This window comes from Blastococcus sp. TF02A-30 (genome assembly GCF_003319185.1).
GTDB lineage: Bacteria > Actinomycetota > Actinomycetes > Mycobacteriales > Geodermatophilaceae > Blastococcus.
This window is the reverse complement of sequence record NZ_QOHJ01000006.1, coordinates 152124-176599: the sequence shown is the minus strand read 5'-3', so window position 1 is coordinate 176599 and position 24476 is coordinate 152124. Positions and strand designations below refer to the sequence as shown.

Here is a 24476-nt window from a genome sequence, read left to right as displayed (position 1 = left end):
GCTGGGGTCGCTCACCCCCGCGGCCGCTGGCTGGTCGGCGGCGCGCTGGGCCTGCTGGCCGTGGGAGCGCTGCTGGGCGAGCGCGCCCTGGTGCAGCTGGCGGTCTTCCTGCTCGCCCTGCCGCTGCTCTCCGCCGGCGTGGTGGCCCGCGAGCGGTTCCGGCTGGCCGCCCGGCGCACGCCGGCGCCGGCGCGGATCCCCCGCGGCGATGCCGCCGAGGTGCTGCTGGAGGTGAGCAGCACGGGGCCGCGCACGGGCGGGCTGTGGCTGCTGCGCGAGTCGGTGCCCGCCGAGCTCGGCCCCTCCCCCCGGTTCACCGTCGACCGGCTCCCGCCGGGCAGCAGCGTGGCGCTGCGCTACGCGGTCTCCGGGAGCCGGCGCGGTCGGCACGAGCTCGGCCCGCTGCAGCTGCGCGTCGTCGACCCGTTCGGGCTCGTGGAGCGCAGCGCGACCGGCACCGGCACCGCGCCGGTCCTCGTCGTCCCCCGGGTGCACCCGCTCGGGCCGGTCGGGGCGGCGGCCGGGCACGGTGGCGGCGACGGCGTCCGACGGTCGATCGCCGTCCACGGCGAGGACGACGTGAGCATCCGCGGGTACCGGCACGGCGACGACCTGCGCAAGGTGCACTGGCGGGCGACCGCGCGCACCGGCGAGCTGATGGTGCGGCTCGAGGAGCGCCCGTGGCGGGCCGAGGCGACGCTGCTGCTGGACACCCGCGCCCGGGCGCACCTGCTCACCTCGGCGGGGAACCGGACACCGGGCGTCGCGCCGCCCGACAGCTTCGAGTGGGCCGTGGAGGCCGCGGCCAGCATCGGCACGGCGCTGGGCCGGCGGGGTGCCGCCGTCCGGGTGCTCACCGACGCCGGCGAGCTGGGCACCCCCGGCGGGGACCTGCTCGAGCGGCTAGCGCTGCTCGGCCCCTCCCGCTCCCCCGGGCTGTCGGCCGGCGTCGACCGGCTGGTCCGCGTCGCGGGCGACGGTCCGGTGGTCTGCGTCCTCGGCCTGGTCGGACCCGACGACGTCGCCGAGCTGGTGCGCACCCGCTCCGGTCCCACCGCCGACCGCGCGGTCCTGCTCGACGTGGCCAGCTGGGGCACCGCCGGCCGGGGACGCCGGCCCGCCGCGGCCGCCGCGGTGCTCGCCGAGCAGCGGGCCGAGGCCGCGCGGGTGCTGGGCGCGGCCGGCTGGCGGGTCGCCGTCGCCGGGGCGGGGAGCGACATCGCGGCCGTCTGGGCCGAGCTCGGCGGCAGTTCCGCCGGCCTGGCCGGGCCGCCCGTGGCGGGGGTGGCCGGGTGAGGCCGGACCTGCGGACGGCGCTCGGCGCGGCGGCGGCGACCGTCCTCGGCTCGCTGGCCCTGACCCCCGTCTTCTCCTCCGCCGCCTGGTTCCGGCCGGTGTTCCTGGCCGTGGTCGTCGTCGCCGGCACCGGGATCGCGCTGCGCGCGGCCGGTCGCGCCGGCTGGGCCCGGCTGGCCGCCGGGCGGCCGGTGCCGCGCCGGGTGGCGGCGCTCGGCGCCGTCGCCGTGCCCCTGGTCCAGGTGGGCGCCCTGGTTCTCCTGCTCACCTCGCGGTGGACACCGGAGCCGGCGCTGTGGGGCGTGCTGCCGACCTCGGCGAGCGTGCCGGACCTGCTCACCGTGCTCGGGGAGGGCGCCGCCGAGACCCGCGAGCAGGCCACGCCGGCCATCCCGCTGCCCGGCCTGGTCGCGCTGACCACCCTGTTCGTCGGCCTCGTCGCCGTCGTGGTCGACGTCGTGACCGTCCCGGGCCGCCGGGTGGCCCTCGCCGGGGCGGCGCTGCTCGGCCTCTTCGCCGTGCCCCTGGTGACCATCACCGGCGGGATCGGCGTGGTCGCGCTGGCCGGGCCGGCCGCGGGTCTGGCGGTGCTGCTCTGGACCGACCAGCGGCGCCGGCTCGACGACCAGCCGCGCGCGGGAGCGGCGCGGCTCACCTCGGGTGGGGGCCCGGCGTTCCGCATCGGCCTGGTCGCCCTGCTCACGGCGCTGGTGGCCGGCGCCTTCGTGCCCACCCTCGCGGAGGGCTCCCTGGCCACCGGGCTGGGCGGGGCCGGCGGCTCCTCGACCGGGACGTCGCTGGACCCGGTGGCGGCGATGGCCGGCGAGCTGACCCGGCCGGAGCCGATCGACCTGCTGCGGCTGCGGACCTCCGTCGCCGACCCCGGCTACCTGCGCTCGGTCACCATCGACAGCTACGACGTCGAGGAGGGGTGGTCGCTGAGCAACCTCGACGGCCAGGTCTCGGTGCTGGAGAGCCGGGCGCTGGCACCGCTCCCCCGGCAGCAGGCCGGGCGCGAGGTGACGGCGGTGGTGGAGGTGCTGGAGCACGACGACCGCTTCCTGCCGCTCCCGACGTCGCCGCTGTCGGTCGAGCTCGGCGGCGACGACGCGGACTGGCGGTTCGACCCCTCCACCGGCACGGTCTTCGGCCGCGGCGTCACCACGGCCGACCGCAGCTACCGGGTGACCGCGGCCGAACCCCGCCCCTCGGCGGACCTGCTCGCGTCGAGCCCGCCGGTCGGCGACGGCAGCCCCGTGCGGGAGCGGTACACCGCGCTCCCCGAGCTCGACCCCCGGGTGACCGCGCTGGTCGCCGAGCTGGTCGGCGCGGCGGAGGGCCCCTACGCGCGGGTCCGGTCGATCCTCGACTTCCTCACCGACCGCGACAACGGGTTCAGCTACTCCCTCGCCACCGATCCCGGAACCAGCGGCGACGACCTGGTCGACTTCCTCGACGAGCGCCGGGGCTACTGCGAGCAGTACGCCGGTGCCATGGCCGTGATGGTGCGGGCGGCCGGGGTGCCGGCCCGCGTCGCGCTGGGCTACACGGCCGGCACCGTGCAGGACGACGGCAGCCGCGTGATCACCACCGACGACGCGCACGCGTGGGTGGAGGTGTACTTCGCCGGCCTCGGCTGGGTGCCCTTCGACCCGACCCCCATCGACGTGGACCGGCGGGCGGCGCTGCCGTGGGCGCCGCGGGTGGAGGTCGAGGAGACGCCGGAGACCCCGCTCGACGTCCCCGAGCCGGTGGCGCCCGAGCCGGCGCCGACGGCCCCCCGGAACCTGGACGAGGACCCGCTGGCCACCGGCCCGCTCTCCGGAGGCGGGTCGTCCGGGGCGGGGCGCTGGCTGCCGTGGACGGGCGCCGTCCTGGGAGCCGCCGCGCTGCTCGGGCTCCCGGCGGCCGCCCGCGCCGGGCTGCGGCGCCGGCGGCTGGCCGACGGTTCCCCGGGTGCGCTGTGGGACGAGCTCGCGGCCACCGCCGCCGACCTCGGCCTGCCCCGGGACCCGGCCTGGACGCCGCGGGAGACCGCGGCAGCCCTCGCGACCGCCGCACCGGAGGGTCCGGCCCGCGCCGCCATCGGGCAGCTGGCCCGGGCCGAGGAGCGGGCCAGCTACGGCCCCGCGTCCGCGACCGACGGCGGGGCCGGGCTGGCGGAGGCGCTGCGCGCCGCCCGGCGCGGGCTGGCGCACCGGGCCGGCAGGCGGGCCCGGCTCCGGGCGCTGCTCTGGCCGGCGTCGCTGCCGGCGGCGGTCCGCGCCGGGGTGGTCACGTGGTGGCGCACCCGCCGCCCGGCGACCCGCCCGGCCTGAGACCCCCGCAACGACACGCAGCCGCCACCCCGGAGGGCGGCGGCTGCGTGCGGAACTGCGCGGAGGGCTACTGGTCGTAGCGGCGGCGGAAACGCTCCTCGAGGCGGTTCTTGAGCGGCTGCCGCCCGGCGCGGGCGGCACGTCCGCCGCGGCCGGTACCGGCGGGACCGCGACCGCCGGCCGGGGTCGGACCGGCCTCGACCGCGCCGGTGGCGGCCTTGTAGTTCAGGACGGCGAGGGCCGCGCCGCCGAAGGCGACGAGGAAGCCGATGACCCCGAGGATCACCGACTCGGCGACCGCGCCGCCGACCAGCGCGGCGAAGCCGACGACGACCAGCGCCGCGCCGATCTGCAGCCGGCGGCGGGCCTTCAGGCGCCGGTCGCCGGTGCGGACGGACGAGGCGAACTTGGGATCGTCATCGACGAGGGCGCGCTCGATCTGCTCCAGCAGACGCTGCTCGTGCTCGGAGAGCGGCACGTCGACCTCCAGGTGGGCGGAGCCAAAGCCGTCGGAGGCTCCCGCCGACGGTGACATCGAGGATACGAGCCCTTTGCAGGGCGCGAAAGGCGACCGTGCGGCGACCCGCCGGGAAGCTCGACCGATCACCCTTCGGAGTGGTCGACGACCGGGCGCGGCCGGGAGTTCCGGACGCCTCCCGTGGGGCTGCTCCCGCCGGGTCGCCCACCGCGGCGCAGCAGGGTCGCCGGGCGGACCGCTCCGGCGCCGAACCGGCGCGCGGCGCGGTCGGCGGCCAGCTCGGCGTCGCGCCGGCCGTGCTCCCGGGCACCGAGCTCGAGCTGGCGCGGCGCGGACCCGGCCTCGACCAGCCGCTCGGCCCGCACCCCCACCAGCCGGATGCGCGCCCGGTCCAGGCCGAGCGCGTCGTACAGCGCGCGGGCGGTGTCGTAGAGCTCCTGGCCGACGTCGGTGGGGACCTCGAGGGTGCGGCTGCGGGTGATCGTGGCGAAGTCGGCGAAGCGGACCTTGATCGTCACCGTGCGGGCCAGGTGCCCGGTGGAGCGCAACCGGCCCGCCGTCCGCTCCGACAGGTGCAGCAGCTCGCGGTGGATGACCGCGGGGTCGTCGACGTCGGTGCCGAAGGTCTCCTCCGCGCCGGTGGAGCGCTCCGGCTCGTCGGGCACCACCCGGCGCGGATCGCGGCCCCACGCCAGCTCGTGCAGGTGCGCGCCCTGCGCCGGGCCCAGCGCGCGCTGCAGCGTCTTCGCCGGCACGTGGGCGAGGTCGCCGACGGTGCGCATCCCCAGCCGCAGCAGCTGCTCCTCGGTCTTCGGCCCCACCCCCCACAGCGCGCCGACCGGCAGCGGGTGCAGGAAGTCCATGACCTCGGCCGGGCGGACCACCCGCATGCCGTCGGGCTTGGCCGCGGTGGAGGCGAGCTTGGCGACGAACTTGGTGGGCGCGACCCCCACCGAGCAGGTGATGCCCTGCTCGTCGAACACCCGGGCGCGGACGTACTCGCCGATCTCGGCGGCGTCACCCAGCCGGCGGCCGGCCCCGGAGACGTCGAGGAACGCCTCGTCCAGGCTCAGCGGCTCGACCAGCGGGGTGATCGACCGGAACAGCGCCATCACCGACCGGGAGACCTCGGTGTAGAGCGCCATGTCCCCCGGCAGCACCGTCGCGGTCGGGCACAGCCGCAGCGCCCGGCCGGTGGGCATGGCCGCGTGCACCCCGTAGCGGCGCGCCTCGTAGGTGGCCGAGGTGACCACGCCCCGGTTGCCTGCGCCACCGACGATCACCGGCGTGCCGGCCAGCTCCGGCCGGCGCCGCACCTCGACGCTGGCGAAGAACGCGTCCATGTCGACGTGCAGCACGGTGCACCCCTGCGCCCGCCCGGTCACGAACCCTCCCCACTCGTCGAACACCTGTTCGAAGCACTGCCCGGAGAGTAGCCCGCACGGCCGCGACCGGCGCACCGCGCCACCGCGCCGTGCCCCACTCGTGACCCGCGCCGGATCCCCGCTGGTGGGACGGCATGTGTCGGGCCAGGATGCGGGAGGTAAGCAGCGGCCGGGGAGCCGCCGACCGGCGGCCCGGATCCCGAGACGAGCGGAGGAGCCCATGGCTCTGGACGACGAGATGACCAGCGGCGACGGCGGGGCCGACGGCGGCGCGGACGGCGGGGCGCACGGCCCGGCCGACGGTGGCGCGGGCACCGCGGACCACGGCGCCTCCGGTACCCCCGGCGGCCACGACGGCGGTGCGGACGGCGGGGCCGATGGCGGCGCCGATGGCGGCGCGGACGGTGGCGCGGACGGTGGCGCGGACGGTGGCGCGGACGGCGGTGCCGACGGCGGCGCGGACGGCGGCGCCGACGGCGGCGCGGACGGTTCGGCCTGAGCGAGGACACCACCCCGGGGGGCCGGGTGGAGCAGCCGCTCCGCCCGGCCTTGCGGCGGTGCACGCACGTCGACCCCGCCGTCTTCGCGGAGGAGTACTGGGGCCGCCGCCCCCTGCTGACCCGCGCCGCCGACACCGGGAGCGACTTCACCGACCTGCTCGACCTCGCGGCGGTCGACGAGCTGCTGTCCCGTCGCGGGCTGCGCACCCCCTTCCTGCGCATCGCCAAGGACGGCCAGGTCGTCGACGCCACGCGGTTCACCGGCCCGGCTGGCGCCGGCGCGGAGATCGCCGACCAGGTGAGCACCGACTCGGTCCTGCGGCTGTTCGCCGACGGCAGCACCGTGGTCCTGCAGGGCCTGCACCGGCTGTGGCCGCCGCTGATCGAGTTCGCCGACCAGCTGGCCGCCGACCTCGGCCACCCCACCCAGGTCAACGCCTACGTCACCCCGCCGTCCTCGCGCGGGTTCGACCCGCACTACGACGTGCACGACGTCTTCGTCCTCCAGGTCGCCGGGCAGAAGCACTGGACCATCCACGAGCCGGTGCTGCGCGACCCGCTGCGCAGCCAGGTGTGGACCGACCGCCGTGCGGAGGTGGCCGAGGCGGCCACCCGCGAGCCGGTGGTCGACGCCGTCCTCGAGCCGGGCGACGTCCTCTACCTCCCCCGCGGCTTCCTGCACTCGGCGACGGCGCTGGGCGAGATCAGCGCGCACCTGACCATCGGCATCCACTCGGTGACCCGCTGGGGCGCGGCGGAGGCGGCGCTGGACCTGGTGCGCACCCTGGCCGCCGAGGACGGCGCGCTGCGCGGCTCGCTGCCGCTGGGCGTGGACCTGGCCGATCCCGGGAGCGTGCGCGACGACGTCGTCGCCGTGGTCGAGGGGCTGCGCGACTGGCTGGCCCGGGTCGACCCCGACGAGGTGGCCGAGCGGCTGCGCGCCCGCACCTGGTCGCAGGTGCGCCCCGAGCCGGTGGCGCCGCTGGCGCAGGCGACCGCCGCGGCGTCCCTCTCCCCCGACACCGTGCTGCGGCTGCGCCGCCGGCTCCGCTGCCGGCTGGGCGACGGCGACGAGGGTGAGGTCGTGCTGGTCGGCGGCCGCCGCACGCACACGTTCCCGGCGTCGGCGCGGCCGGCGCTGGCCGAGCTGCTGGCGGTCGGCGAGCTCAAGGTGGGCGATCTGCCCGGCCTCGACCCCGCCGAGGGGATCGCCCTGGCCCGCCGGCTGGTCACCGAGTCGATCGCGGTGGTCCCGGACGCGACCGCGGGACCGTGACCGCCGGCGCGCGACCCCCGGACGACTTCTGCCGCACCGACGTCCCGGCGCGGCCGGCGGGGCGGCTGGACGCGTCGCGGTGCTCGGTGCAGGCGATGGAGCGCGGCGACTCCTCGATCGCCACCGCCTCCCCCGTGCAGCGCTGGCTGCTGGTGGAGCAGCCCGGCCCCTGGGGTCGCGACGCCCTGACCCAGTCGCGGTTCGACGCGCACGTCGCGCCGCTGCTCGCCGAGCGGGCCCGGCAGGAGGGCGTGCGGGTGCTGCTCGTGCGCCGTCCCGGGGACCGGCTGGCCGACTCCGGTCGCCGCTGGGCGTACGCGGACAGCCGTCCCGGGCGGGAGGGCATGTGGTGGTCGGTGCGGGCGGAGGACGCGGACCTGCTGACCGCACCCTGGGACGGCTCGGTGGGCGAGCCGGCCGCCCGCCCGGCGTACCTGGTCTGCACGCACGGCGGGCACGATGCGTGCTGCGCGCTGCGCGGCCGGCCGCTGGCCCGCGCGCTGCCGGCGCCCGGGCCGGCCGACGTCTGGGAGTGCAGCCACCTGGGCGGCGACCGGTTCGCGGCCAACGTGCTGGTGCTGCCGCACGGCTTCTACTACGGGCAGGTGCCGGGCGACGGCGGGCTGCTGGTGGAGGCGCACGAGCGCGGCCGGGTGGCGCTGCCGTGGCTGCGCGGCCGGGCGGGGCTGCCCGCGCCGGTGCAGGCGGCGCAGCACGGTGCGCGGGAGGAGCTGGGGCTGCTCGGCGTGGACGACCTCGCGCCGCTGTCGGTGACGCGGCTCGACCCGCCGGAGCCCGAGGTGGAGCGGTGGGAGGTCGCGCTGGCCGGCCCGGACGGCCCGGTGGTGGTCGTCGTGGAGAGCCGCCCCTCGCCGGAGCTGGTGCACCTCACCTGCTCGGCGGCCCGGCCGGGCCGGGTCCGCACCTGGCACCGCCTGTCGGTCAGCTGAGGGCGCGGCCCCGGGCGAGCAGCAGCGGGATCGCCAGCTCTGTCGCGGTGAGCGAGCCGTGGTAGGCGGCGAGCCGGCTCGGCCCGGGCTCGCGGTCGGTGGCGGTCAGCGCCCAGGTGCCGCGGGCCAGGGCCACGACGTCGCCGATCCGCTCGACCACGGCGTCGTCCACCGGGCCGAAGATGCCGCTGGCCACCGCCTCGTCGCGGGCGACCACCCAGGCGCGCTCGGCCAGCACCTCCTGCCAGCGGGCCAGCACGTCGTCGGCCGCGCCGGGGAGCGCGTGCACGTAGCGGGCGCGCGGCTCGCCGGCCAGCACGCGCACCCCCTCCGCCAGGTCGGGGTGGGCGTCCAGGTCCAGCCTCGTGCCGGCGGGGACGTCGAGCATCCCGTGGTCCGCGGTGACCAGCAGCGCGGCGTCGTCCGGGAGCCCGTCGACGACCTGCGCGACCATCCGGTCGACCAGCTGCAGCTGGGCGCGCCAGCTGTCGGAGCCGACGCCGCGGACGTGGCCGGTGAGGTCGAGGTCGGCGAAGTAGCCGTAGACCAGCCCGCGGGGGGCGGCCCGCAGCGCCCGCAGCACCTGGGCGCTGAGGTCACCGGCGCCCACGGTGCCGGTGTACGTGGCGCCGCGGTAGGCCGAGACGCTGAGCCCGGACCCGGCGAACGACCACGGCGCGACGACGGTGACCGGGAGCCCCGCGGCGGCGGCCTGCTCGAAGACGGTCGGGCACTGCTGCCAGACGGCGGGGTCGGGGTCGTCCTGCCACTGCGTGTGGGTGAGGGTGCGGTCCTCGCCCGGGACGTCGGTGACGAAGCCGAGGATGCCGTGGCTGCCCGGCGGCAGGCCGGTGCCGAGCGTGGCCAGGCTGACCGGGGTGGTGCTGGGGCAGGGCGCGGCGAGGTCGCCGACGGGGGCGCTCAGCGCGGCGAGGGTGGGCGCCAGGTCGGCGTGCGCGCGGACCAGATCCGCCCCCAGGCCGTCGACGAGCAGCACCGCCACGCGCCGGGCGCCGGCGAGGGTCGCGGTGAGGCCGAGCGGGTCGGCGGGGAGGTCGCCCCGCGCGGGGGTCACGCCGAGCGCGGCCGCCACGCCGGGGAGGACGTCGGCGAGGGTCGCCGTCCCGTAGGCGGGGACGGCCAGGTCCGCCAGGAGCGTCACGGCCGGGTGGCGAGGACGTGCAGGCCGGTGGCGACGTCGCGGTAGGGCGAGACGCCGGCCAGCGCCAGCTCGAGCGCCCGGACGGCGTCGGGGTCGGCACCGGAGGCGGCGTCCAGCAGGTCGGCGACGACGCCGACGCCGCGCCAGGGGCCGGGGGTCAGGCCGGCGCCCTCGACGAGGGCGAGGAGGTCGTCCGGGGCGAACCGGCGGCGGGCGGTGTCGCGCCCCTCGAGGAGGGCGAGCGCCTCGACCGGGTGCCCGGCGGCGGCCCGGGCGAGGACGGCGCCGGCACGGTTGGCCGTGGCCACGCTGACCTGCCCGCCGGGGCGCACCGCCCGCGCGATCTCGCGGAGGGTCACCGCGGGGTCGTCGACCACCTCGAGCACCGAGTGGCACAGGGCGAGGTCGTAGCCGCCGTCGCCGGCCTCGCCGCCGAGCACCTCGTGCAGCAGGTCGCCGTCGCCCTGCACGCCGCGGACGGCCCCGCCGACGCCGGCGGTGGCCGCCCGGCGGGCGAGCGTGGCCAGGGCGTCGGCGCTCGGGTCGACGACGGTCACCTGGTGACCGGCGCGGGCCAGCGGGACGGCGAAGATGCCGCTGCCGCCGCCGACGTCGAGCACCCGCAGCGGGGCGCCGGCGGAGACCACCGGGTCGAGCGCCGCCCAGACGGCCGCCCCGCGCGGGGAGGTCTGCTCAGACGGCGAGGCGGGGGCTGTCGGCACGTCGCGAGCCTAGTGGCGGGCGGCGGCGCCCACCCATCCCCGCGGTGGGCGCCGCCGGGTTCCTACGCCTCGGCCGGGACGGCGTCGGCGGCCCGCCGGATCTCGGCGAGGTCGATGCGGCGCATCTGCAGCATCGCCTGGGTGGCCCGCTGCGCACGGCCCGGATCGGGGTCGTTGGTCAGGGCCAGCAGCTCCTCAGGGAAGACCTGCCAGGAGAAGCCGAACCGGTCCTTGAGCCAGCCGCACATGCTCTCCTCGCCGCCGCCCTCCATCAGGCCGTACCAGTAGTGGTCGACCTCCTCCTGGTCGGCGCAGACGACCTGGATCGAGACCGCCTCGCTGAACGGGAACTGCGGCCCCCCGTTGAGGGCGGTGTACGGCCGGCCGTCGAGGACAAAGTCCACCGTCAGGACGTCGCCCTCCCTCATCGGGGGCGGCATGTCGGGGCCGTAGCGGGTGATCCGGCCGATGCTGGAGTTCGGGAAGACCGAGGTGTAGAGCTGCGCGGCCTGCTCCGCCTGACCGTCGAACCACAGGCACGGGATCTGCTGGGGCATCGTCGTCGTCCTCTCGCCGTCGTGGTGCTGCCGGAGGTAGGACGGCCCGACGGTCCCCGACTCATCGGCGTGCCGGCCCGTGATCGTTTGCCGACCCGCGGTGGCCGGGCACTCCCTCCCGGAAACAGTTCCGTCGACGAGGAGCCGCCATGCCCAGGTCCACCCGTCCCCGCCCGCTGCGCGCCACGATGGCCGCGTTCGCGATCGCCGCCGCGTCGCTCACCACCGTCGCCTGCGGCTCGGACGTCGTCGACGACGACGTGGAGCAGAACATCGAGGAGGGCGTCGACGACGCCGAGCAGGAGGTCGAGGACGCCACCGACGGCGAGGACAGCAACGGCTGAGCTCGCCACCGGCCTTCAGTGCCCGGAGCTGCCCGGGCTGGAGTGCCAGAGCTTGCGCGGTGGGGCGGCCGCTGCCCGTCGGGCGGCGGTCGCCGCGTCGTCGCCGGCGGGCTTGATGTCGGCGTAGGGCGACATCCGGAAGCCCGTCGGGTGCACGAGCACCGGCTTGACCACCACCGGCCGGCTGCTCCGCGACGCGGCGGCCCCGGAGATGGCCTGCTCGGTGATCTCCCCCGGCGCGACCATCAGCTCGCGCACCGCGTCCAGCCCGCCGGTCTCCCACGCCTCGTGCAGCGCCGGCAGCTCCCACGCGCCGGTGGCCCGCAGCGACACCCCGCGCGGGCCGGTGCGGCGCAGCACCCCGCGGATGACCAGCAGCCACGAGTGGAAGACGGTCGCGGCGTAGGGCCCCTGGGCGTCCTCGAAGAAGGTGGAGTCGGTGCACCCGCTGCCGTCGTCCAGGGTCACGAAGACCACCCGGCGGCCCGAGCGGATCGGTGGTGTCTGGGTGGCCACCTTGACGCCGGCGACCAGCACCTCCGAGCCGCTGCGGCAGCCCAGCAGCTCCCCCGCCGGGACGGCGCCCAGCGCGGCCAGGAACGGCTTGTAGAAGTCGACGACGTGCCGGCTGGCGTCCAGGCCCAGCACCTCCAGCTCGGCGCGGACCAGCTCGGCGTCGGTGAACTCCGGCAGCCCGCTGCCCTCGGCCCATCCCAGCCCCGCCTCCTCGGCGCCGGCCTCCGGCCCGGCCCCCTCCATGCCCATGAGGTCGAGGCTGAGCTGGCCGGCCGACCCGGCCCTGGCCCCGCTGCGGCTCCACCGGTCCAGCTCGCCGATCTGCAGCAGCAGGTCGCGGCGGGTCACCTGGTGGCGGCGGTGCGCCGGGCGCCGGGACTCGCGGTCGCGGATGCCGAACCCGTAGAGGGAGTCGAAGCCGCCGGCGAGCACCAGCCGCTCGACCACCGGCCGGGACACCGACGCGCGGGCCCAGAAGTCGGCCAGCGAGCGGTAGGGCTGGCCCTCGACGATCCGGGCCACCTCGTCGTCGGAGATGCCCTTCACGTCGGCCAGCGCCAGCCGGATGCCGTAGCGGGAGGGATCGGGCATCGAGGCGGGCATCCAGTCCGGACGCCGCCAACCCTCACCCTCCAGCTCAGGGTCATGGTCCACCCGCTCGATGCGGTAGGTGGCCCCGGAGGCGTTGACGTCGAGGCCGAGCACCCGGACGCCGAAGTTGCGGGCGTCGTCGAGGATCAGCCGCTTCGGGTACATGCCGGGGTCGTGGGTGAGCACCCCGGCGAGGAACGCCGCCGGGTGGTGCGCCTTGAGCCAGGCCGACTGGTAGGTGGGCAGCGCGAACGCCGCCGCGTGCGCCTTGCAGAAGCCGAACGAGCCGAAGGCGACCAGCACCTCCCACACCTGCTCGGCCACCTCCACCGGGTAGCCGGCCTCCAGCGCGCGCGGCACGAACCAGGTGCGCACCTCCGGGTGGGCGTCCTTCTCCCCCAGCGCCCGCCGGACCTCGTCGGCCTCCGCCAGCGAGCAGCCGGTCATCCGGGACACCACCTGCAGCACCTGCTCGTGGAAGACCACGACGCCCGCGGTCTCGGCGAGCGCGAACTCCAGGTCGGGGTGCGGGTAGACGGTCTCCCGCCAGCCGTTCCGGGCCATGAGGAACGGGGTGACCATGTCGCTCTTCACCGGCCCGGGCCGGAACAGCGAGATGTCGACGATGATGTCCTCGAAGGTCTGCGGGCCGAACTTGCCGACCAGCTCGCGCTGCCCCGGCGACTCGATCTGGAACATGCCGAGCGTGCGGGTCGAGCGGATCAGCTCGAAGGTCGTCGGGTCGTCGCGCGGGACGGCGTCGATGTCGACGGTCTCGCCGTCGACCCGCGCGACCTCGTCGAGGGCGTGCGCGATCGCCGACTGCATCCGGATGCCCAGCAGGTCGAGCTTGAGCAGCCCGAGCTCCTCGACGTCGTCCTTGTCGAACTGGCTCATCGGGTAGCCGAGGTAGCTGCTCTCGACCGGGGTGCGGTCGAGCAGCGTGGCGTCGGAGAGCAGCACCCCGCACGGGTGCAGCGCGATGTGGCGGGGCAGCCCGTCGAGCCGGGAGGCCAGGTCGAAGAGCAGGTCGAGGTCACCGGTGCCGCCGGCCCGCTTCGAGCCGTACCGGCTGGCCCGCAGCTCCGGGAGGTCCTTGAGCGCGGCGTGCACCTGGTTGGCCCGGATGTGCGGGAAGGCCTTGGCGACGGCGTCGATCTCGGCCGGGGGCAGCCCCAGCGCGGCGCCGACGTCGCGGATGGCGTGCCGCACCCGGTAGGTGTCCATCATCGAGATGCAGCTGACCCGGTCGGCGCCGAACCGGTCGAGGACGGCGTCGTAGACCTCCATCCGGCGGGCGGACTCCACGTCGATGTCGATGTCGGGCAGCTGGTGGCGCAGCGGGGAGAGGAACCGCTCCATCAGCAGGCCGTAGCGGATCGGGTCGACGTCGGAGATGCCGAGCAGGTAGGTGACCAGGCTGCCGGCGCCCGACCCCCGCGCGGCGGCGCGGACCCTCAAGCTCTTGATGAGGTCGACCACGTCGGCGACGGTGAGGAAGTAGGAGGGGTAGCCGAGGGAGTCGATGACCTCCAGCTCCTCCTCCAGCCGGACCCGCACCCGCTCGGTCAGCGGCATGCCGCGCCGGCCGAGGCCGGCCTCGCAACGGGCGCGCAGCACCTGCGAGGGGCCCATCCCCCGCTCCGCGGGGGTGGTGACGACGTCGAGCTCGGGGTAGCGGACGCTGCCGATGCCGAGGTCCTCGCGGATGTCGACGGCGCACTGCTCGGCCAGCCGGGCGGTGCGCTCGAGCAGCCGGAGCGCGGCCTCGCGGTCGGGACCGGTGAGGTCCTCGGCCACCTCGGCCATCTCCTTGCCCGACTTCAGGTAGCCCTCGGCGGTGCGCCGGTCGACGTTCCGCTCCGCGAGCGGGACCAGCCGGCGCGCGGCGTCGAGGACGTCGGCGGTGGGGGCGTCGAGGGCGTCGGCGTACCGGACGGCGTTGCTGAGCACGACCGGCACACCTTGCTCGGTGGCGAACCGGAGCATCGCCTGCGCGCGCTGCCGGTCACCCCGGCCGCGGTGGTGCACCAGCTCCAGGACGACGTGCGGCCCGAAGGCGGCACGCCAGACGTCCAGCTGGGCCGCGGCGAGGTCGGCCCGCCCGGCGAGCAGCGCCCGGCCCACCGGCGAGTCGGGGCCGAGCAGCGCGACCAGTCCGGCGGCGTGCTCGGCGGCGGTGGCCAGCGAGCTCACCGGCTCCCCCCGCGTGCCGCGCAGGTGGGTGGCGCTGGTGAGCCGGCACAGCGACCGCCAGCCGGCGCCGTCGCGGGCGAGGAAGGTGACCCGGGGCAGCCGCGGGTCGACGCTGGCCCCGCCCCGCGCCGGCGAGCGGCGGCCGTGCGCGGGCGCCGGCGCGGTGCGCAGCCGCGACGGCCGCGCACCGGAGGACGCGCCCCCGAGGGCGTGCGCGAGCGCGGGCGGCACCGTGCCGTCCGCACCGGGGGCGACCGCGAGGTCGACGCCGAAGATCGGCCGCACCCCGGCCGACCGGCAGGCCAGCGCGAACTTCACCGCCCCGTACAGCCCGTCGCGGTCGGTGAGGGCCAACGCGCTCATGCCGTGCTCGGCGGCCCGGGCGACCAGGTCGGCGGGGTGGTTGGCCCCGTACCGCATGGAGTAGCCCGACGCGACGTGCAGGTGGACGAAGGGGTCGCTCACCGCCGGCGGGACGAGGATCGGGAATCGGACCGGGCGCCGGTCGCCGTGGTGCCGCCGACGAGCTGCGGCCGGGGGTAGGCCGGCTCGGCGAGCACGCTCAGGCAGCTCTCCACGACGGCGAGGAAGGCACCGACGTCGCGGACCAGGTCGTCGGCCTCCCGCTCGGTGACCGCGGAGGAGAGCCCCGCCTCGGCGGCCGCGCGCTTGGCCGCGCCGGCGGCGAAGAAGGTGGCCCACTCCCCCAGCTCGGGGGCGACCTGGCCGAGCAGGTCCCAGGCGCTGCGCGGCCGGCGCCGCCCGGACTCGGGACGGGTGCGGGCGGCCAGCACCGCGGCCGCGGCCCGCAGCGCACCCAGGTGCGCGGTGGCGTACCGCAGGCGGGGATCGGCGGTCGCCGTGGCCTCGGCCAGTCCGCGGTGGGCCTGGTCGAGCAGCGTGGCGGCCGCGGCGGGCAGCGCCGGGGGCAGGGGCAGCTGGCCGGCCGGGACGGCGCGTGCGGCGCCCATCAGTCGTGCACCCGCACGAGCCACCAGCGGTTGGCCGCCGCGTCCCAGGACAGGTCGAACACCCCGGCGAAGCTCATCCGCGACCGCCCGGCCCGGACCGCCTCCACCCGCCAGACCTCCCGGGGGGCGACCAGGTCGGCCGAGGCGCCACCGGACCCGCCGCCGCGCTGCCACCACGGCGCCGTCTCGCGCCACGAGTCGAGCAGCTCCCCCACCACGTAGCGGGACGGCCCGCGCCAGAACTGCGCCGGCCCCAGCGGACCGCGTTCGACCTGCACCTCCTCGCCGACCGCCTCGTCGACCCGGCCGACGACCTCACCCAGCACCCGGCTCATGGCCGACCTCCCCACGCCTCGTCCCCCGCCGCGCCCACCGGGCCACCGCCCCGGAGGGGAAGATCCGGGAACGGCGGCGGATCCGGTGGATCGCAGACCGTCGTTCGAACGCGTGTTCGAACGACGTCCAGTAGACCGGAGGCCGGTCGCGCCGTCAAGACGGCGCACGCACGACCGCGGACCGGCGGAGAACTGTCGGACCCCCTCCCTAGGTTCGGTGCATGGAGGACGGAGCGGTGCCGCCGGCACCGGAGCTCGGCGAGCCGATCCCCGTGCTGCCGGCCGAGGTCGCCTCCCCGCGGTCGGCCGAGTTCGAGCTGGTCTGCGACATCTGGTCGACCGACGCCCGCATGGCCCGCGAGCACGCCTGGCAAGCCGCGACGATCGCCGAGCTCGCGCGCCGGCGCTCGGTCGAGCGCGACGCCGCGTCCGGCGACCGGGGTGCCGCCGGACCTGACACGCGGGCGGCGCGACCGGCGGCGCTGGCCGACGTCGCCGACGACTTCGTCTCCGAGCTGGCCGTCATCCGCCGCTGCTCGGAGACCGAGGCGAGCCGGCTGGCCGCCGAGTCGATCCTGCTCACCACGAAGCTGGCACCGACCTGGTCGGAGCTCTACGCCGGACGGCTGACCGTGCGCAAGGCCCGGATCCTGCTCGACCTGCTCGGCGACGCCTCCGACGGCGTGGCCGCCGAGGTGCAGGCTCGGGTGCTCCCCCGCGCCGAGGACTGCCCGCCGTCGCGCCTGGCCGACCGGGCGCGCTACCACCTCTACCGGCTGGATGCCGCGGCCAAGGAGCGCCGCCGCCGCGAGGCGGAGCGGAAGGCCGACGTGCACGTCGAGCGCACGGCCGATGGCCTGGGCCGGTTGATCATCGAGGGCCCGGTACCGGCGGTGCACGCCGCGCGGGACGCCGCCGACCGGTACGCCCGGTGGATGCGAGCTGACGGCGACGACCGGCCGATCGGCGTGCTCCGCTCCACCGCGGCACTGGACCTGATCCTGCGGCCGTGGGACACCCGGCGCCCGCCCGTGACTGCGCACCTGGTCATCCACGCAGCACTGCCGGCGCTCCGGGGCGACGCGCCCGACGGGGCGCAGCCCGCCGAGCTGGACGGGCAGCTGGTCTCCGCCGCCCAGTGCCGGGCGCTGCTCGCCTCCCTCGGCATGCTCCGTCTCGGACCGCCCCCGCCCGGCGGATCGATCCGCATCGCCATCGACGACCCGGTCACCGGGGAGACGCTGGCCGTGGCCACCCGCGCCGAGCTGCGGCGCGGAGCGGGCACCGGCCGGCAGGTCCGCCGCCGGACCGGCCGCGCGGCAGCCACCGGTGACGGTCCTGGCCTCCACTCTCCACCGGCCAGGCCGGGTTACCGACCGTCCGCCGCGCAATGCCGGCTCACCACCACCCGCGACCGGCACTGCCGGATGCCGGGCTGCCGGCGGCGTGCCGGACGCTGCGACATCGACCACGTGCGCGCGCACGGCGCCGGCGGGCAGACCGCCTGCTGGAACCTCTGCTGCCTGTGCCGGCGGCACCACCGCATCAAGACCTTCGCGCCCGGCTGGTCGTTCACCCGGCTCACCGACGGCCGGCTGGTCGTCCGCACGCCATCGGGTGTCACCAGGTCCACCCGTCCGCCGGGCTGGTACCACGAGCCCGAGCCCGACCCGCCGTGGCTGGACGACGTCGCTCCACCCGATCCCCTCCGGGGCTGAGCGGGCAGGAGGCAGCGGTGGACGGCCCGGGGCGCAGAACGTGGGGCGGTGGCAGGATCGACGCATGACCCCGCCGCCCGTGCACCCCCGGGTGACCGAGGTCGCCCGGATCCTGCGCGAGGCCGGGTCCTCCGGGGAGGTCCGCGTGCTGCCGGCCGACGTGCGCACCGCCGCCGCGGCCGCCGCCGCGCTGGAGGTGCCGGTCGGCGCCATCGTCAACAGCCTGCTCTTCACCGCCGTGGGCCAGCCGGTGCTGGTCCTCACCAGCGGGGCACACCGGGTCGACGGCGGCAAGGTGGCCGCGCTGCTCGGCGTCCCGTCGCTGGAGAAGGCCGCGCCCGAGGTGGTCCGCGAGGTCACCGGCCAGCCGATCGGCGGCGTCGCCCCCGTCGGCCACCCCGAGCCCATCGGCACGCTGGTCGACGTCGAGCTCGCCCGCCACCCCCGGGTGTGGGCCGCCGCCGGCCACCCCGCCGCGGTCTTCCCCACCACCTACGAGGAGCTGCTCGCGCTCACGGCGGGCACCGCCGCCGAGGTCGGCGACGGCCCCTCGACCCCGGCCACCGGAACGGTGGACGGCTCCCCCACCCCGGACGTCGCGGAGGCGGTCGGCACGTGACAGGCACGACACCCGCCACCCGGATCGTGGAGCTGCCCACCCCGTGGTTCCGCGACCACATGCACGAGGCGCTGGCCATCTACGGCCTGGCCATGGGCTACGACCCGTCCGTCGTGGCCGGCCGCTACGGCTACGCCGTCCAGCACACCGAGCGCCCCGGCTTCCGGGCCGTCGGCGCGTTCGCCGCCACCCCGGACGGCGAGCAGCTCGTCGGCTTCGGCTACGGCTACGTCGTGGCCCCCGGCCAGTGGTGGCACGACCAGGTCCGGGCCGCGCTGGACCGGCGGACGGCGAAGAAGTGGCTGCCCGGCGCCTTCGAGGTCTGCGAGCTGCACGTCCACCCCGATCACCAGAGCCGCGGCCTGGGCCGGCAGCTCCTGCACGCGCTGGTCGAGGGCGTGCCCCACCCGGTGGCGCTGCTGTCCACCCCGGACGCCGACACGAAGGCCTTCCGGCTCTACCACGCCGACGGCTTCGTCGACCTGGCGCGCGGCTACCACTTCCCCGGCGACTCCCGGCCCTTCGCGATCCTCGGTGCCACCCTGCCGCTGCATCCACGGGACGGCGCCCGGGCGAACAACCCGGCGTGACCCCTCCCGCCGCCGAGTCCTCGGCCGACGTCGTCGTCATCGGCTCCGGCCACAACGGGCTGGTCGCGGCCTGCTACCTCGCCCGGGCCGGGCTGCGGGTCGAGGTGGTCGAGTCCGACACCGTCCTGGGCGGCGCCGTCTCCACCGTCGAGCGGTGGCCCGGGGTGCGGGTCGACCGGGGGTCCAGCGCGCACGTGATCATCCGGCACAGCGGGATCACCGAGGAGCTGGAGCTGGCCGCGCACGGCCTGCGCTACGTCGACTGCGACCCGTGGGGATTCGCCCCGGCGCCCGTCCCCGGCGACGACGGCCCGGACGGCCGGCCGCTGGTCTTCTCGGTCGACCTCGACGCCACCTGCGCCTCGATCGAGGCCGCCTGCGGTGCCGACGACGCAGCCGCCTACCGCCGCTTCGTCGAGGTGTGGGCACCGCGCAGCCGCGCCGTCGTCGACTCCTTCGGCCGCCGCCCGAGCGCCGGCGGGCTCGCCCGCGCCTTCTGGCCGCTGGGCGCCCCCCGCGACGGCCGGCCGCGCACGCCCGGCGGCGAGCTCGCCGTCGACTTCCTCGGCTCGGGCGACGCGCTGCTCGACCGCTGGTTCACCAGCGAGCGGCTGAAGGCGGCGCTGGCCTGGTTCGGCGCGCAGTCCGGTCCCCCCATGTCCGAGCCCGGCACCGCGGCGATGGTCGGCTGGGTGGCGCTGCTGCACGACGTCCCGCCCGGCCACCCGGTCGGCGGGTCCGGCGGCCTGACCCAGGCGCTGCGCCGGCGGCTCGAGGCCGACGGCGGCCGGGTCGTGCTCGGCGACGGCGCCGCGCGGCTGCTCGTGCACGGGGGCCGGGTGACCGGCGTGGAGACGACCTCCGGACGGCGGATCGCGGCCGGCACCGTCGTCGCCGCCTGCCACCTCGGGGTCACCCGGGCGCTCGCCGGTGACGCCGCGCCCCCCGCGCTCGCCGAGGCGGACCCGCCGATCGGCAACGGCTTCGGCCTGGTCGTGCGGGCGCTGACCGACGCGCCGCCGTCCTACCCGGGCGCCGGCCCGGAGTCGCTGCAGGGGCTGCAGCTGCTGTGCACCGACCGCGGGCAGCTCGCCGCGGCGCACGGCGACTGGGGCGCCGGCCGGGTCCCCCGCGAGCCGGTGCCGCTGGCGATGTCGTTCTCGGCGAGCGACGCGACGCTCGCGCCGGCCGGGCAGCACGTCGTCACGATCTGGGGGCAGTGGTACCCCTACGCGCTCGCCGACGGCGCGGACTGGACCGACCTGGCCGAGACCGAGGCACGCCGGCTGGTCGACGCCGTCGACCGGTACGCACCCGGGTTCGCCGCCTCCGTCCGCGAGACCTACGTGCAGACCCCGCTGCTCCTCGAGCAGGAGCTCGGCCTCCCCCGCGGCAACGTCATGCACGTCGAGATGGGCCTGGCCAGCATGTTCGGCTTCCGGCCCACACCGGCGCTGTCCGGTTACCGGGTACCGGGGCTGCCCGGGCTCTACCTCGCGGGCGCCTCCACCCACCCCGGTGGCGGGGTGTCGGGCAACTCGGGCCGGTCCGCGGCGCGGGTCGTGCTCGCCGACCGGCGGCCGGTCGCCCGGGCGCTGCGCCGGATCCGGAGCCGCGCGTGACGACGGCGGCGCCGCCGCGGGGCGGCGTGCGGCAGGCGGTCCCGTGGGCGCTGGCCGGCCTCCTGGTGCTGACCGCGATCGCCTACCCGCTCACCGACGGCGGGACCCGCGACGCGGTCAGCTGGACGATCGTGCTGCTCGGCGGCGCGCTCTCGGTGACCCACGCCGGGCTGAGCCGGGGCGCCCGCACCGGCGCCGGCGTGCTGCTGCTCGTCCTCGTCACCTCGATCGGGTTCGAGGCCCTCGGCCTGGCCACCGGCTTCCCGTACGGCAGCTGGACCTACAGCTCCGTGCTCGGCCCGACGCTGCTCGGCGTCCCGTTCCTGGTGCCGCTGGCCTGGCTGATGATGGCCTGGCCCAGCTGGCTGCTGGGTGCGCGCCTGGCGGCGCCGGTCCGCCCGGGTCGGCGGCGCGCGGCCCGCATCGCGTGGGCGGCCGGCGTCTTCGCCGCCTGGGACGTCGTCCTCGACCCGCAGATGGTCGACGCCGGCTACTGGACCTGGGAGCACCCCACCCCCGGGCTCCCGGGCATCGACACCGTCCCGCTGACCAACCTGGCCGGCTGGCTGCTCGCCGGCGCCGTCCTCATGACGCTGCTCGACCTCCTCGTGGAGCGCACGGCGACCGGTCCCGCGATCGGTGCCGGCGCCCCGTTTCTCGCGCTGGGCTGGATGACGCTCGGCGGCGCCCTCGCGCACGCCGGCTGGCTCGACCTGCCCGGCTCCGCGGCGTGGGGAGCGGTCCTGGCGGTGCCGGTGCTCGCCGTCCTGGCGCGGCAGGCGGCCCGGAGCCGCCGGTGAGCGGCCGGGTGCTGCGCGTCCTCGCCGGTCTGTCCGTCGCCGGGGCGGTGCACGCGGCGGTCAACGCCGCGCTGCTGCGCCGGCCGCCGTCCGCGCCGCCACCGGTGCGCCGACGCGTGGCCGTGGTGCTGCCGGTCCGCGACGAGGCCGCGCACGTGCTCGACTGCCTGGCCGCCGTCCTCGACCAGCGCGGCGTCCCGGACCTGTCCGTGGTCGTCGTCGACGACGGCTCGACCGACGGCACCGCGGAGCTGGTGTCCGGGCACCTCGACCCGCGGGTGCGGCTGGTCCGGGCGGTGCCGCCGGGTCCTGGCTGGCTCGGCAAGCCGAACGCCTGCGCGCAGGGGGCGGCCGCGGCCGGCGACGCCGACGTGCTGGTCTTCGTGGACGCCGACGTGCGGCTGATGCCCGATGCGCTCGCCGCCGCCGTCGCCGTCCTGGACGAGGCCGGTCTCGACCTCGTCTCCCCGTGGCCGTGCCAGCTGGCCGGGTCGGCGGCGGAACGGCTGGTCCAGCCGCTCCAGCAGTGGCTGTGGTCGACGCTGCTCCCCCTCCGGCTCGCCGAGCGCTCGCCCCGGCCGAGCCTCGCGGCGGCCAACGGGCAGTTCCTCGTCGTCCGGCGGTCGGCCTACGAGCGGGCCGGGGGGCACGGCGCCGTCGGGGGCGAGGTGGTCGAGGACGTCGCCCTGCTGCGGGCGGTCAAGGCGAGCGGCGGGCGGGGCGTCGTCGTCGACGGCTCCCGGCTGGCCGTCTGCCGCATGTACGACGGCTGGGCCGGGGTGCGCGACGGCTACGGCAAGTCGCTGTGGGCGGCGGTCGGGGGCTCCCCGGCGGCGGGGGTCGCGGCCGCCGCCGCGCTGACCGCCGTGCACGTGGTCCCGCCGCTCGCGGCGCTGCGCGGGTCGCGCGCCGGGCTGCTCGGCTACGCGGCGGGGGTCGCCGGGCGTGCGGTCAGCGCGGCGGCGACCGGCGGGCGGGCGTGGCCGGACGCGCTGGCCCACCCCGTCTCGGTGCTGCTGCTGGACGTGCTGCTGCTGCGCTCGGTCCGGGACCACCGGCGCGGCACGCTGACCTGGCGCGGGCGCGCCGTGGCCACCCCCGTCCCGCCCGCGGACGCGGCGACCGCGACGATGGACCGGTGACCTCCCCCGGCGCGCGCGAGCGCGTGCACTTCGACCCGGCCGCCATGCCCACCCGCGACTTCTACCGGGTGCTCAACTCCGTGGTGGTGCCCCGGCCCATCGCCTGGGTGTGCAGCCGCTCGGCTGCCGGCGTGCACAACCTGGCGCCGCACTCCTTCTACACCGTGGCCTGCGTCGACCCGCCGGTCGTGCAGTTCACCTCCGTGGGCCGCAAGGACTCGCTGCGCAACGTCGAGGCCACCGGCGAGTTCACGATCAGCCTCACGCCCGAGGCCCTGTTCGAGCAGATCAACGCCACCGGCACCGACTTCCCGCCCGACCACAGCGAGGCCGAGCACACCGGCGTCCGCCTGGAGCCGGCCGAGACGGTGGACGCGATGCGGGTGGCCGACTCCCCCGTGTCGGTCGAGTGCGAGCTGCACTCCACGGTGCGGCTGGGCGACAGCACGGTGGTCTTCGGGCGGGTGCGGCACATCAGCGCCTGGGCCGAGGTCGTGCAGGACGGCCGGCCGCGGATCGAGCACCTGCGCCCGCTGGCCCGCCTCGGCGGCAACGAGTGGGCCACCATCGGCGAGGTCCTGGAGATCGCCCGCATCCCGTTCACCACCTGGTCCGAGGACCCCTCGATCGGCGAGCGCCTCCGGGGCGGCTAGGCCGGCAGGTGCGCGGCCACCTCGTCGGCGGCGTCGGCACCGAAGGCCTCGGCGAACCGGCGCAGGAAGCTCTCGCGCGGCAGGTCGTACTCCTGCGTGCCGATGACCTCCACGGCGGCGGTCGCGACGGCGGAACCCAGCTGGGTGGCCCGCTCGAGGCCCAGGCCCCACATCCGCCCGGCGATGAACCCGGCCCGCAGCGCGTCGCCGCCACCGGTCGGCTCGACCGGCTTGGTCTCCGGCACCGCGATGACCTCGATCGGCTCCTCGCCCTCGCGGCGCACGACCACGCCGTCCTTGGCCCGCGTGGTCACCCAGGTGCCGACCCGCGCCAGCACCTCGTCGGCGTCCCAGCCGGTCTTCTGCTGGAGCAGGTGCGACTCGTACTCGTTGGTGAACAGCAGGTCGGCGCCATCGACCAGGTCGCGGATCATCTCGCCGTCGGCCCAGGCCAGCTGCTGGCTCGGGTCGGCGGCGAAGGCGAGCCCGCGGTCGCGGCACTCCTGGGTGTGCCGGACCATCGCCGTGGGGTCGTTCGGGCCCACGACCACCAGGTCGGGCTGCCCGACCCGGCGGGCGACCGGCGCCAGCTCGATCTGCGAGGCCTCCGACATGGCGCCCGAGTAGAACGACGCGATCTGGTTGTTCGCGGAGTCGGTCGTGCAGACGAAGCGGGCGGTGTGCTTCAGCTCCGACCAGTGCACGCTGCCGGTGTCCACGCCGTGCCGGTTGAGCCACGCCTCGTAGTCGGCGAAGTCGCTGCCCACGGCACCGACGAGGACCGGCTCCAGGCCGAGCAGGCCCAGGCCGTAGGCCATGTTGGCGCCCGCGCCGCCGCGGTGCTGGACCAGGTCGTCGACGAGGAACGACAGCGAGACGTTCTCCATCTGCCCCTCGACGAACTGCTCGACGAACTTCCCGGGGAAGGTCATGAGGTGGTCGGTGGCGATCGAGCCGGTGACGACGACGGGCACGGTGGAGCTCCCTGGCTGGACGGGACCCGACGGCGGTCGAGGCACCGCACACTGTAGGAGGCCCGCCGTTCACCCGCCGTTCAGAGGGGGCCCGGGCTCCCCGGGGCCGGAGAGCTCCCGCCGCAGCCACAGCCCGAGCTGGACGACGCCGACGACGCCCAGCAGCGCACCCGCCGCGGTCCCGGTGGTGACCACCTCCGCGTCGGCGTCGACGCCCGAGAGGACCCCGGCGCCGCCGAGGACGAAGCCGGTCATCGCCACGCGCATGGGGCGCTCCCAGACCGAGATCGGCCCGGTGCGGGTGAGCCCGGCCTGCCCGGCGCGCGCCCGCAGGTAGTCGGGCAGCCAGCACAGCGCGCCGAAGGCGACCGCCAGCCACCCGGGGGCGCCGGCGGCCCACAGCGCGACCGCGTAGGCGATCTCGGTCAGCCGGTCGACCGCCGAGTCGAGCACGAAACCCTTCCGCGAGGCCCGGCCGGTCCCGATGGCCAGCGCGCCGTCCAGGGAGTCGAGCAGCCCGGACAGCCCCGCGAGCAGCCCGGCCGCGACCAGCCAGGCACCACCGGCCGCGGCCGCCGGGACGACGGCGAGCGCGACCACCAGCCCGAGCGCGGTGACGAGCAGCGGCGGGAGGGCAGCCAGCGGCTGGGCCAGCGCCCAGGCCAGCGACAGCCAGCCCCGCACCAGCCCGCTGCTCGTGTCGGCCCCGCCGTGCCACCGCGACCACGCGGCGAGGTACTCCTCCCGGCTCAGCACCTGCG

At 77.1% G+C, this 24476-nt stretch carries 23 protein-coding genes; 13 read left to right on the top strand and 10 right to left on the bottom strand.

Going from position 1 to position 24476, the window contains the following annotated elements:
* Nucleotides 1–60 precede the first annotated feature (60 nt).
* Together DQ241_RS14790 and DQ241_RS14785 are read left to right on the top strand one after the other, a co-directional pair.
* Nucleotides 61–1296: a DUF58 domain-containing protein gene (locus DQ241_RS14790; protein WP_233492448.1), complete on the top strand. Its 1236-nt coding sequence runs from the start codon at nt 61–63 to the stop codon at nt 1294–1296.
* Nucleotides 1293–3614 carry a DUF3488 and transglutaminase-like domain-containing protein gene (locus tag DQ241_RS14785; RefSeq protein ID WP_113830961.1) on the top strand — a complete coding sequence of 774 codons (2322 nt, stop codon included), beginning with the start codon at nt 1293–1295 and terminating at the stop codon, nt 3612–3614. Before DQ241_RS14790 ends, DQ241_RS14785 begins: the two co-directional genes overlap by 4 nt.
* 67 nt (nt 3615–3681) lie before the next feature.
* Here DQ241_RS14785 and DQ241_RS14780 read toward each other — a convergent pair whose 3' ends face one another.
* Both DQ241_RS14780 and dinB read right to left on the bottom strand, forming a co-directional pair.
* A complete protein-coding gene (locus DQ241_RS14780; RefSeq protein ID WP_113830960.1) occupies nt 3682–4092 on the bottom strand; it encodes a DUF3040 domain-containing protein in 411 nt (136 codons plus the stop codon).
* Nucleotides 4093–4217: 125 nt separating this feature from the next.
* Nucleotides 4218–5477 carry a DNA polymerase IV gene (gene dinB / locus DQ241_RS14775; RefSeq protein ID WP_113831189.1) on the bottom strand — a complete coding sequence of 420 codons (1260 nt, stop codon included), beginning with the start codon at nt 5475–5477 and terminating at the stop codon, nt 4218–4220.
* Between the two features lie 220 nt (nt 5478–5697).
* On the opposite strand from dinB, the gene DQ241_RS14770 reads away from it, so the two are divergent.
* Genes DQ241_RS14770 through DQ241_RS14760 form a run of 3 tightly spaced genes read left to right on the top strand, consistent with a single transcriptional unit; the run spans nt 5698 to nt 8203 of the window.
* Nucleotides 5698–5976, top strand: a complete 279-nt coding sequence (locus DQ241_RS14770) for a BatC protein (RefSeq protein WP_113830959.1) — start codon at nt 5698–5700, stop codon at nt 5974–5976.
* A gap of 26 nt (nt 5977–6002) precedes the next feature.
* A complete protein-coding gene (locus tag DQ241_RS14765; RefSeq protein ID WP_113830958.1) occupies nt 6003–7253 on the top strand; it encodes a cupin domain-containing protein in 1251 nt (416 codons plus the stop codon).
* A complete protein-coding gene (locus DQ241_RS14760; RefSeq protein WP_113830957.1) occupies nt 7250–8203 on the top strand; it encodes a sucrase ferredoxin in 954 nt (317 codons plus the stop codon). Before DQ241_RS14765 ends, DQ241_RS14760 begins: the two co-directional genes overlap by 4 nt.
* Here DQ241_RS14760 and DQ241_RS14755 read toward each other — a convergent pair.
* The 3 genes from DQ241_RS14755 to DQ241_RS14745 all read right to left on the bottom strand — a co-directional run bounded on the left by DQ241_RS14755 (nt 8196) and on the right by DQ241_RS14745 (nt 10644).
* Nucleotides 8196–9365, bottom strand: coding sequence for an alkaline phosphatase family protein (locus tag DQ241_RS14755; RefSeq protein WP_113830956.1), 1170 nt, complete (start codon nt 9363–9365; stop codon nt 8196–8198). The two genes, DQ241_RS14760 and DQ241_RS14755, sit on opposite strands and share 8 nt — an antisense overlap.
* A complete protein-coding gene (locus tag DQ241_RS14750; protein WP_113830955.1) occupies nt 9362–10087 on the bottom strand; it encodes a bifunctional 2-polyprenyl-6-hydroxyphenol methylase/3-demethylubiquinol 3-O-methyltransferase UbiG in 726 nt (241 codons plus the stop codon). Before DQ241_RS14750 ends, DQ241_RS14755 begins: the two co-directional genes overlap by 4 nt.
* A 62-nt stretch (nt 10088–10149) precedes the next feature.
* Nucleotides 10150–10644, bottom strand: coding sequence for a VOC family protein (locus DQ241_RS14745; RefSeq protein ID WP_113830954.1), 495 nt, complete (start codon nt 10642–10644; stop codon nt 10150–10152).
* 149 nt (nt 10645–10793) lie between these two features.
* On the opposite strand from DQ241_RS14745, the gene DQ241_RS14740 reads away from it, so the two are divergent.
* On the top strand, nt 10794–10988 hold the full coding sequence (locus tag DQ241_RS14740; RefSeq protein WP_113830953.1) for a hypothetical protein: 195 nt from the start codon (nt 10794–10796) through the stop codon (nt 10986–10988).
* A 15-nt stretch (nt 10989–11003) separates the two neighbouring features.
* On the opposite strand, the gene DQ241_RS14735 is transcribed toward DQ241_RS14740, so the two are convergent.
* Genes DQ241_RS14735 through DQ241_RS14725 form a run of 3 tightly spaced genes read right to left on the bottom strand, consistent with a single transcriptional unit; the run spans nt 11004 to nt 15597 of the window.
* A complete protein-coding gene (locus DQ241_RS14735; RefSeq protein WP_113830952.1) occupies nt 11004–14756 on the bottom strand; it encodes a DNA polymerase III subunit alpha in 3753 nt (1250 codons plus the stop codon).
* The gene (locus tag DQ241_RS14730; RefSeq protein WP_113830951.1) at nt 14753–15262 is read right to left on the bottom strand and encodes an SAV_6107 family HEPN domain-containing protein; all 510 of its coding nucleotides are present in this window, start codon (nt 15260–15262) and stop codon (nt 14753–14755) included. Before DQ241_RS14730 ends, DQ241_RS14735 begins: the two co-directional genes overlap by 4 nt.
* Nucleotides 15262–15597, bottom strand: a complete 336-nt coding sequence (locus DQ241_RS14725; RefSeq protein WP_113830950.1) for a DUF6504 family protein — start codon at nt 15595–15597, stop codon at nt 15262–15264. Before DQ241_RS14725 ends, DQ241_RS14730 begins: the two co-directional genes overlap by 1 nt.
* A gap of 221 nt (nt 15598–15818) precedes the next feature.
* Here DQ241_RS14725 and DQ241_RS14720 point away from each other — a divergent pair, with 221 nt between their 5' ends.
* The 7 genes from DQ241_RS14720 (at nt 15819) to DQ241_RS14690 (ending at nt 22741) form a co-directional block, all read left to right on the top strand.
* Nucleotides 15819–17315 carry an HNH endonuclease signature motif containing protein gene (locus DQ241_RS14720; RefSeq protein WP_113830949.1) on the top strand — a complete coding sequence of 499 codons (1497 nt, stop codon included), beginning with the start codon at nt 15819–15821 and terminating at the stop codon, nt 17313–17315.
* A 64-nt stretch (nt 17316–17379) separates the two neighbouring features.
* A complete protein-coding gene (locus DQ241_RS14715; protein ID WP_113830948.1) occupies nt 17380–17934 on the top strand; it encodes a YbaK/EbsC family protein in 555 nt (184 codons plus the stop codon).
* Complete coding sequence (locus DQ241_RS14710) at nt 17931–18524, top strand: GNAT family N-acetyltransferase (protein ID WP_113830947.1); 594 nt, start codon at nt 17931–17933, stop codon at nt 18522–18524. Before DQ241_RS14715 ends, DQ241_RS14710 begins: the two co-directional genes overlap by 4 nt.
* The gene (locus DQ241_RS14705) at nt 18521–20146 is read left to right on the top strand and encodes an NAD(P)/FAD-dependent oxidoreductase (RefSeq protein ID WP_113830946.1); all 1626 of its coding nucleotides are present in this window, start codon (nt 18521–18523) and stop codon (nt 20144–20146) included. Before DQ241_RS14710 ends, DQ241_RS14705 begins: the two co-directional genes overlap by 4 nt.
* Nucleotides 20143–20946, top strand: coding sequence for a carotenoid biosynthesis protein (locus DQ241_RS14700; protein WP_113830945.1), 804 nt, complete (start codon nt 20143–20145; stop codon nt 20944–20946). The genes DQ241_RS14705 and DQ241_RS14700 overlap by 4 nt, the downstream gene beginning before the upstream one ends.
* Nucleotides 20943–22088 carry a glycosyltransferase family 2 protein gene (locus DQ241_RS14695; RefSeq protein ID WP_113830944.1) on the top strand — a complete coding sequence of 382 codons (1146 nt, stop codon included), beginning with the start codon at nt 20943–20945 and terminating at the stop codon, nt 22086–22088. Before DQ241_RS14700 ends, DQ241_RS14695 begins: the two co-directional genes overlap by 4 nt.
* Nucleotides 22085–22741: a flavin reductase family protein gene (locus tag DQ241_RS14690; RefSeq protein WP_199584579.1), complete on the top strand. Its 657-nt coding sequence runs from the start codon at nt 22085–22087 to the stop codon at nt 22739–22741. Before DQ241_RS14695 ends, DQ241_RS14690 begins: the two co-directional genes overlap by 4 nt.
* Here DQ241_RS14690 and DQ241_RS14685 read toward each other — a convergent pair.
* Nucleotides 22738–23715 (bottom strand): carbohydrate kinase family protein, encoded by a 978-nt coding sequence (locus DQ241_RS14685; protein ID WP_113830943.1) that lies wholly within the window; start codon nt 23713–23715, stop codon nt 22738–22740. The two genes, DQ241_RS14690 and DQ241_RS14685, sit on opposite strands and share 4 nt — an antisense overlap.
* Nucleotides 23716–23784: 69 nt before the next feature.
* Nucleotides 23785–24471: a CDP-alcohol phosphatidyltransferase family protein gene (locus DQ241_RS14680; protein WP_113830942.1), complete on the bottom strand. Its 687-nt coding sequence runs from the start codon at nt 24469–24471 to the stop codon at nt 23785–23787.
* Between the last annotated feature and the right edge of the window lie 5 nt (nt 24472–24476).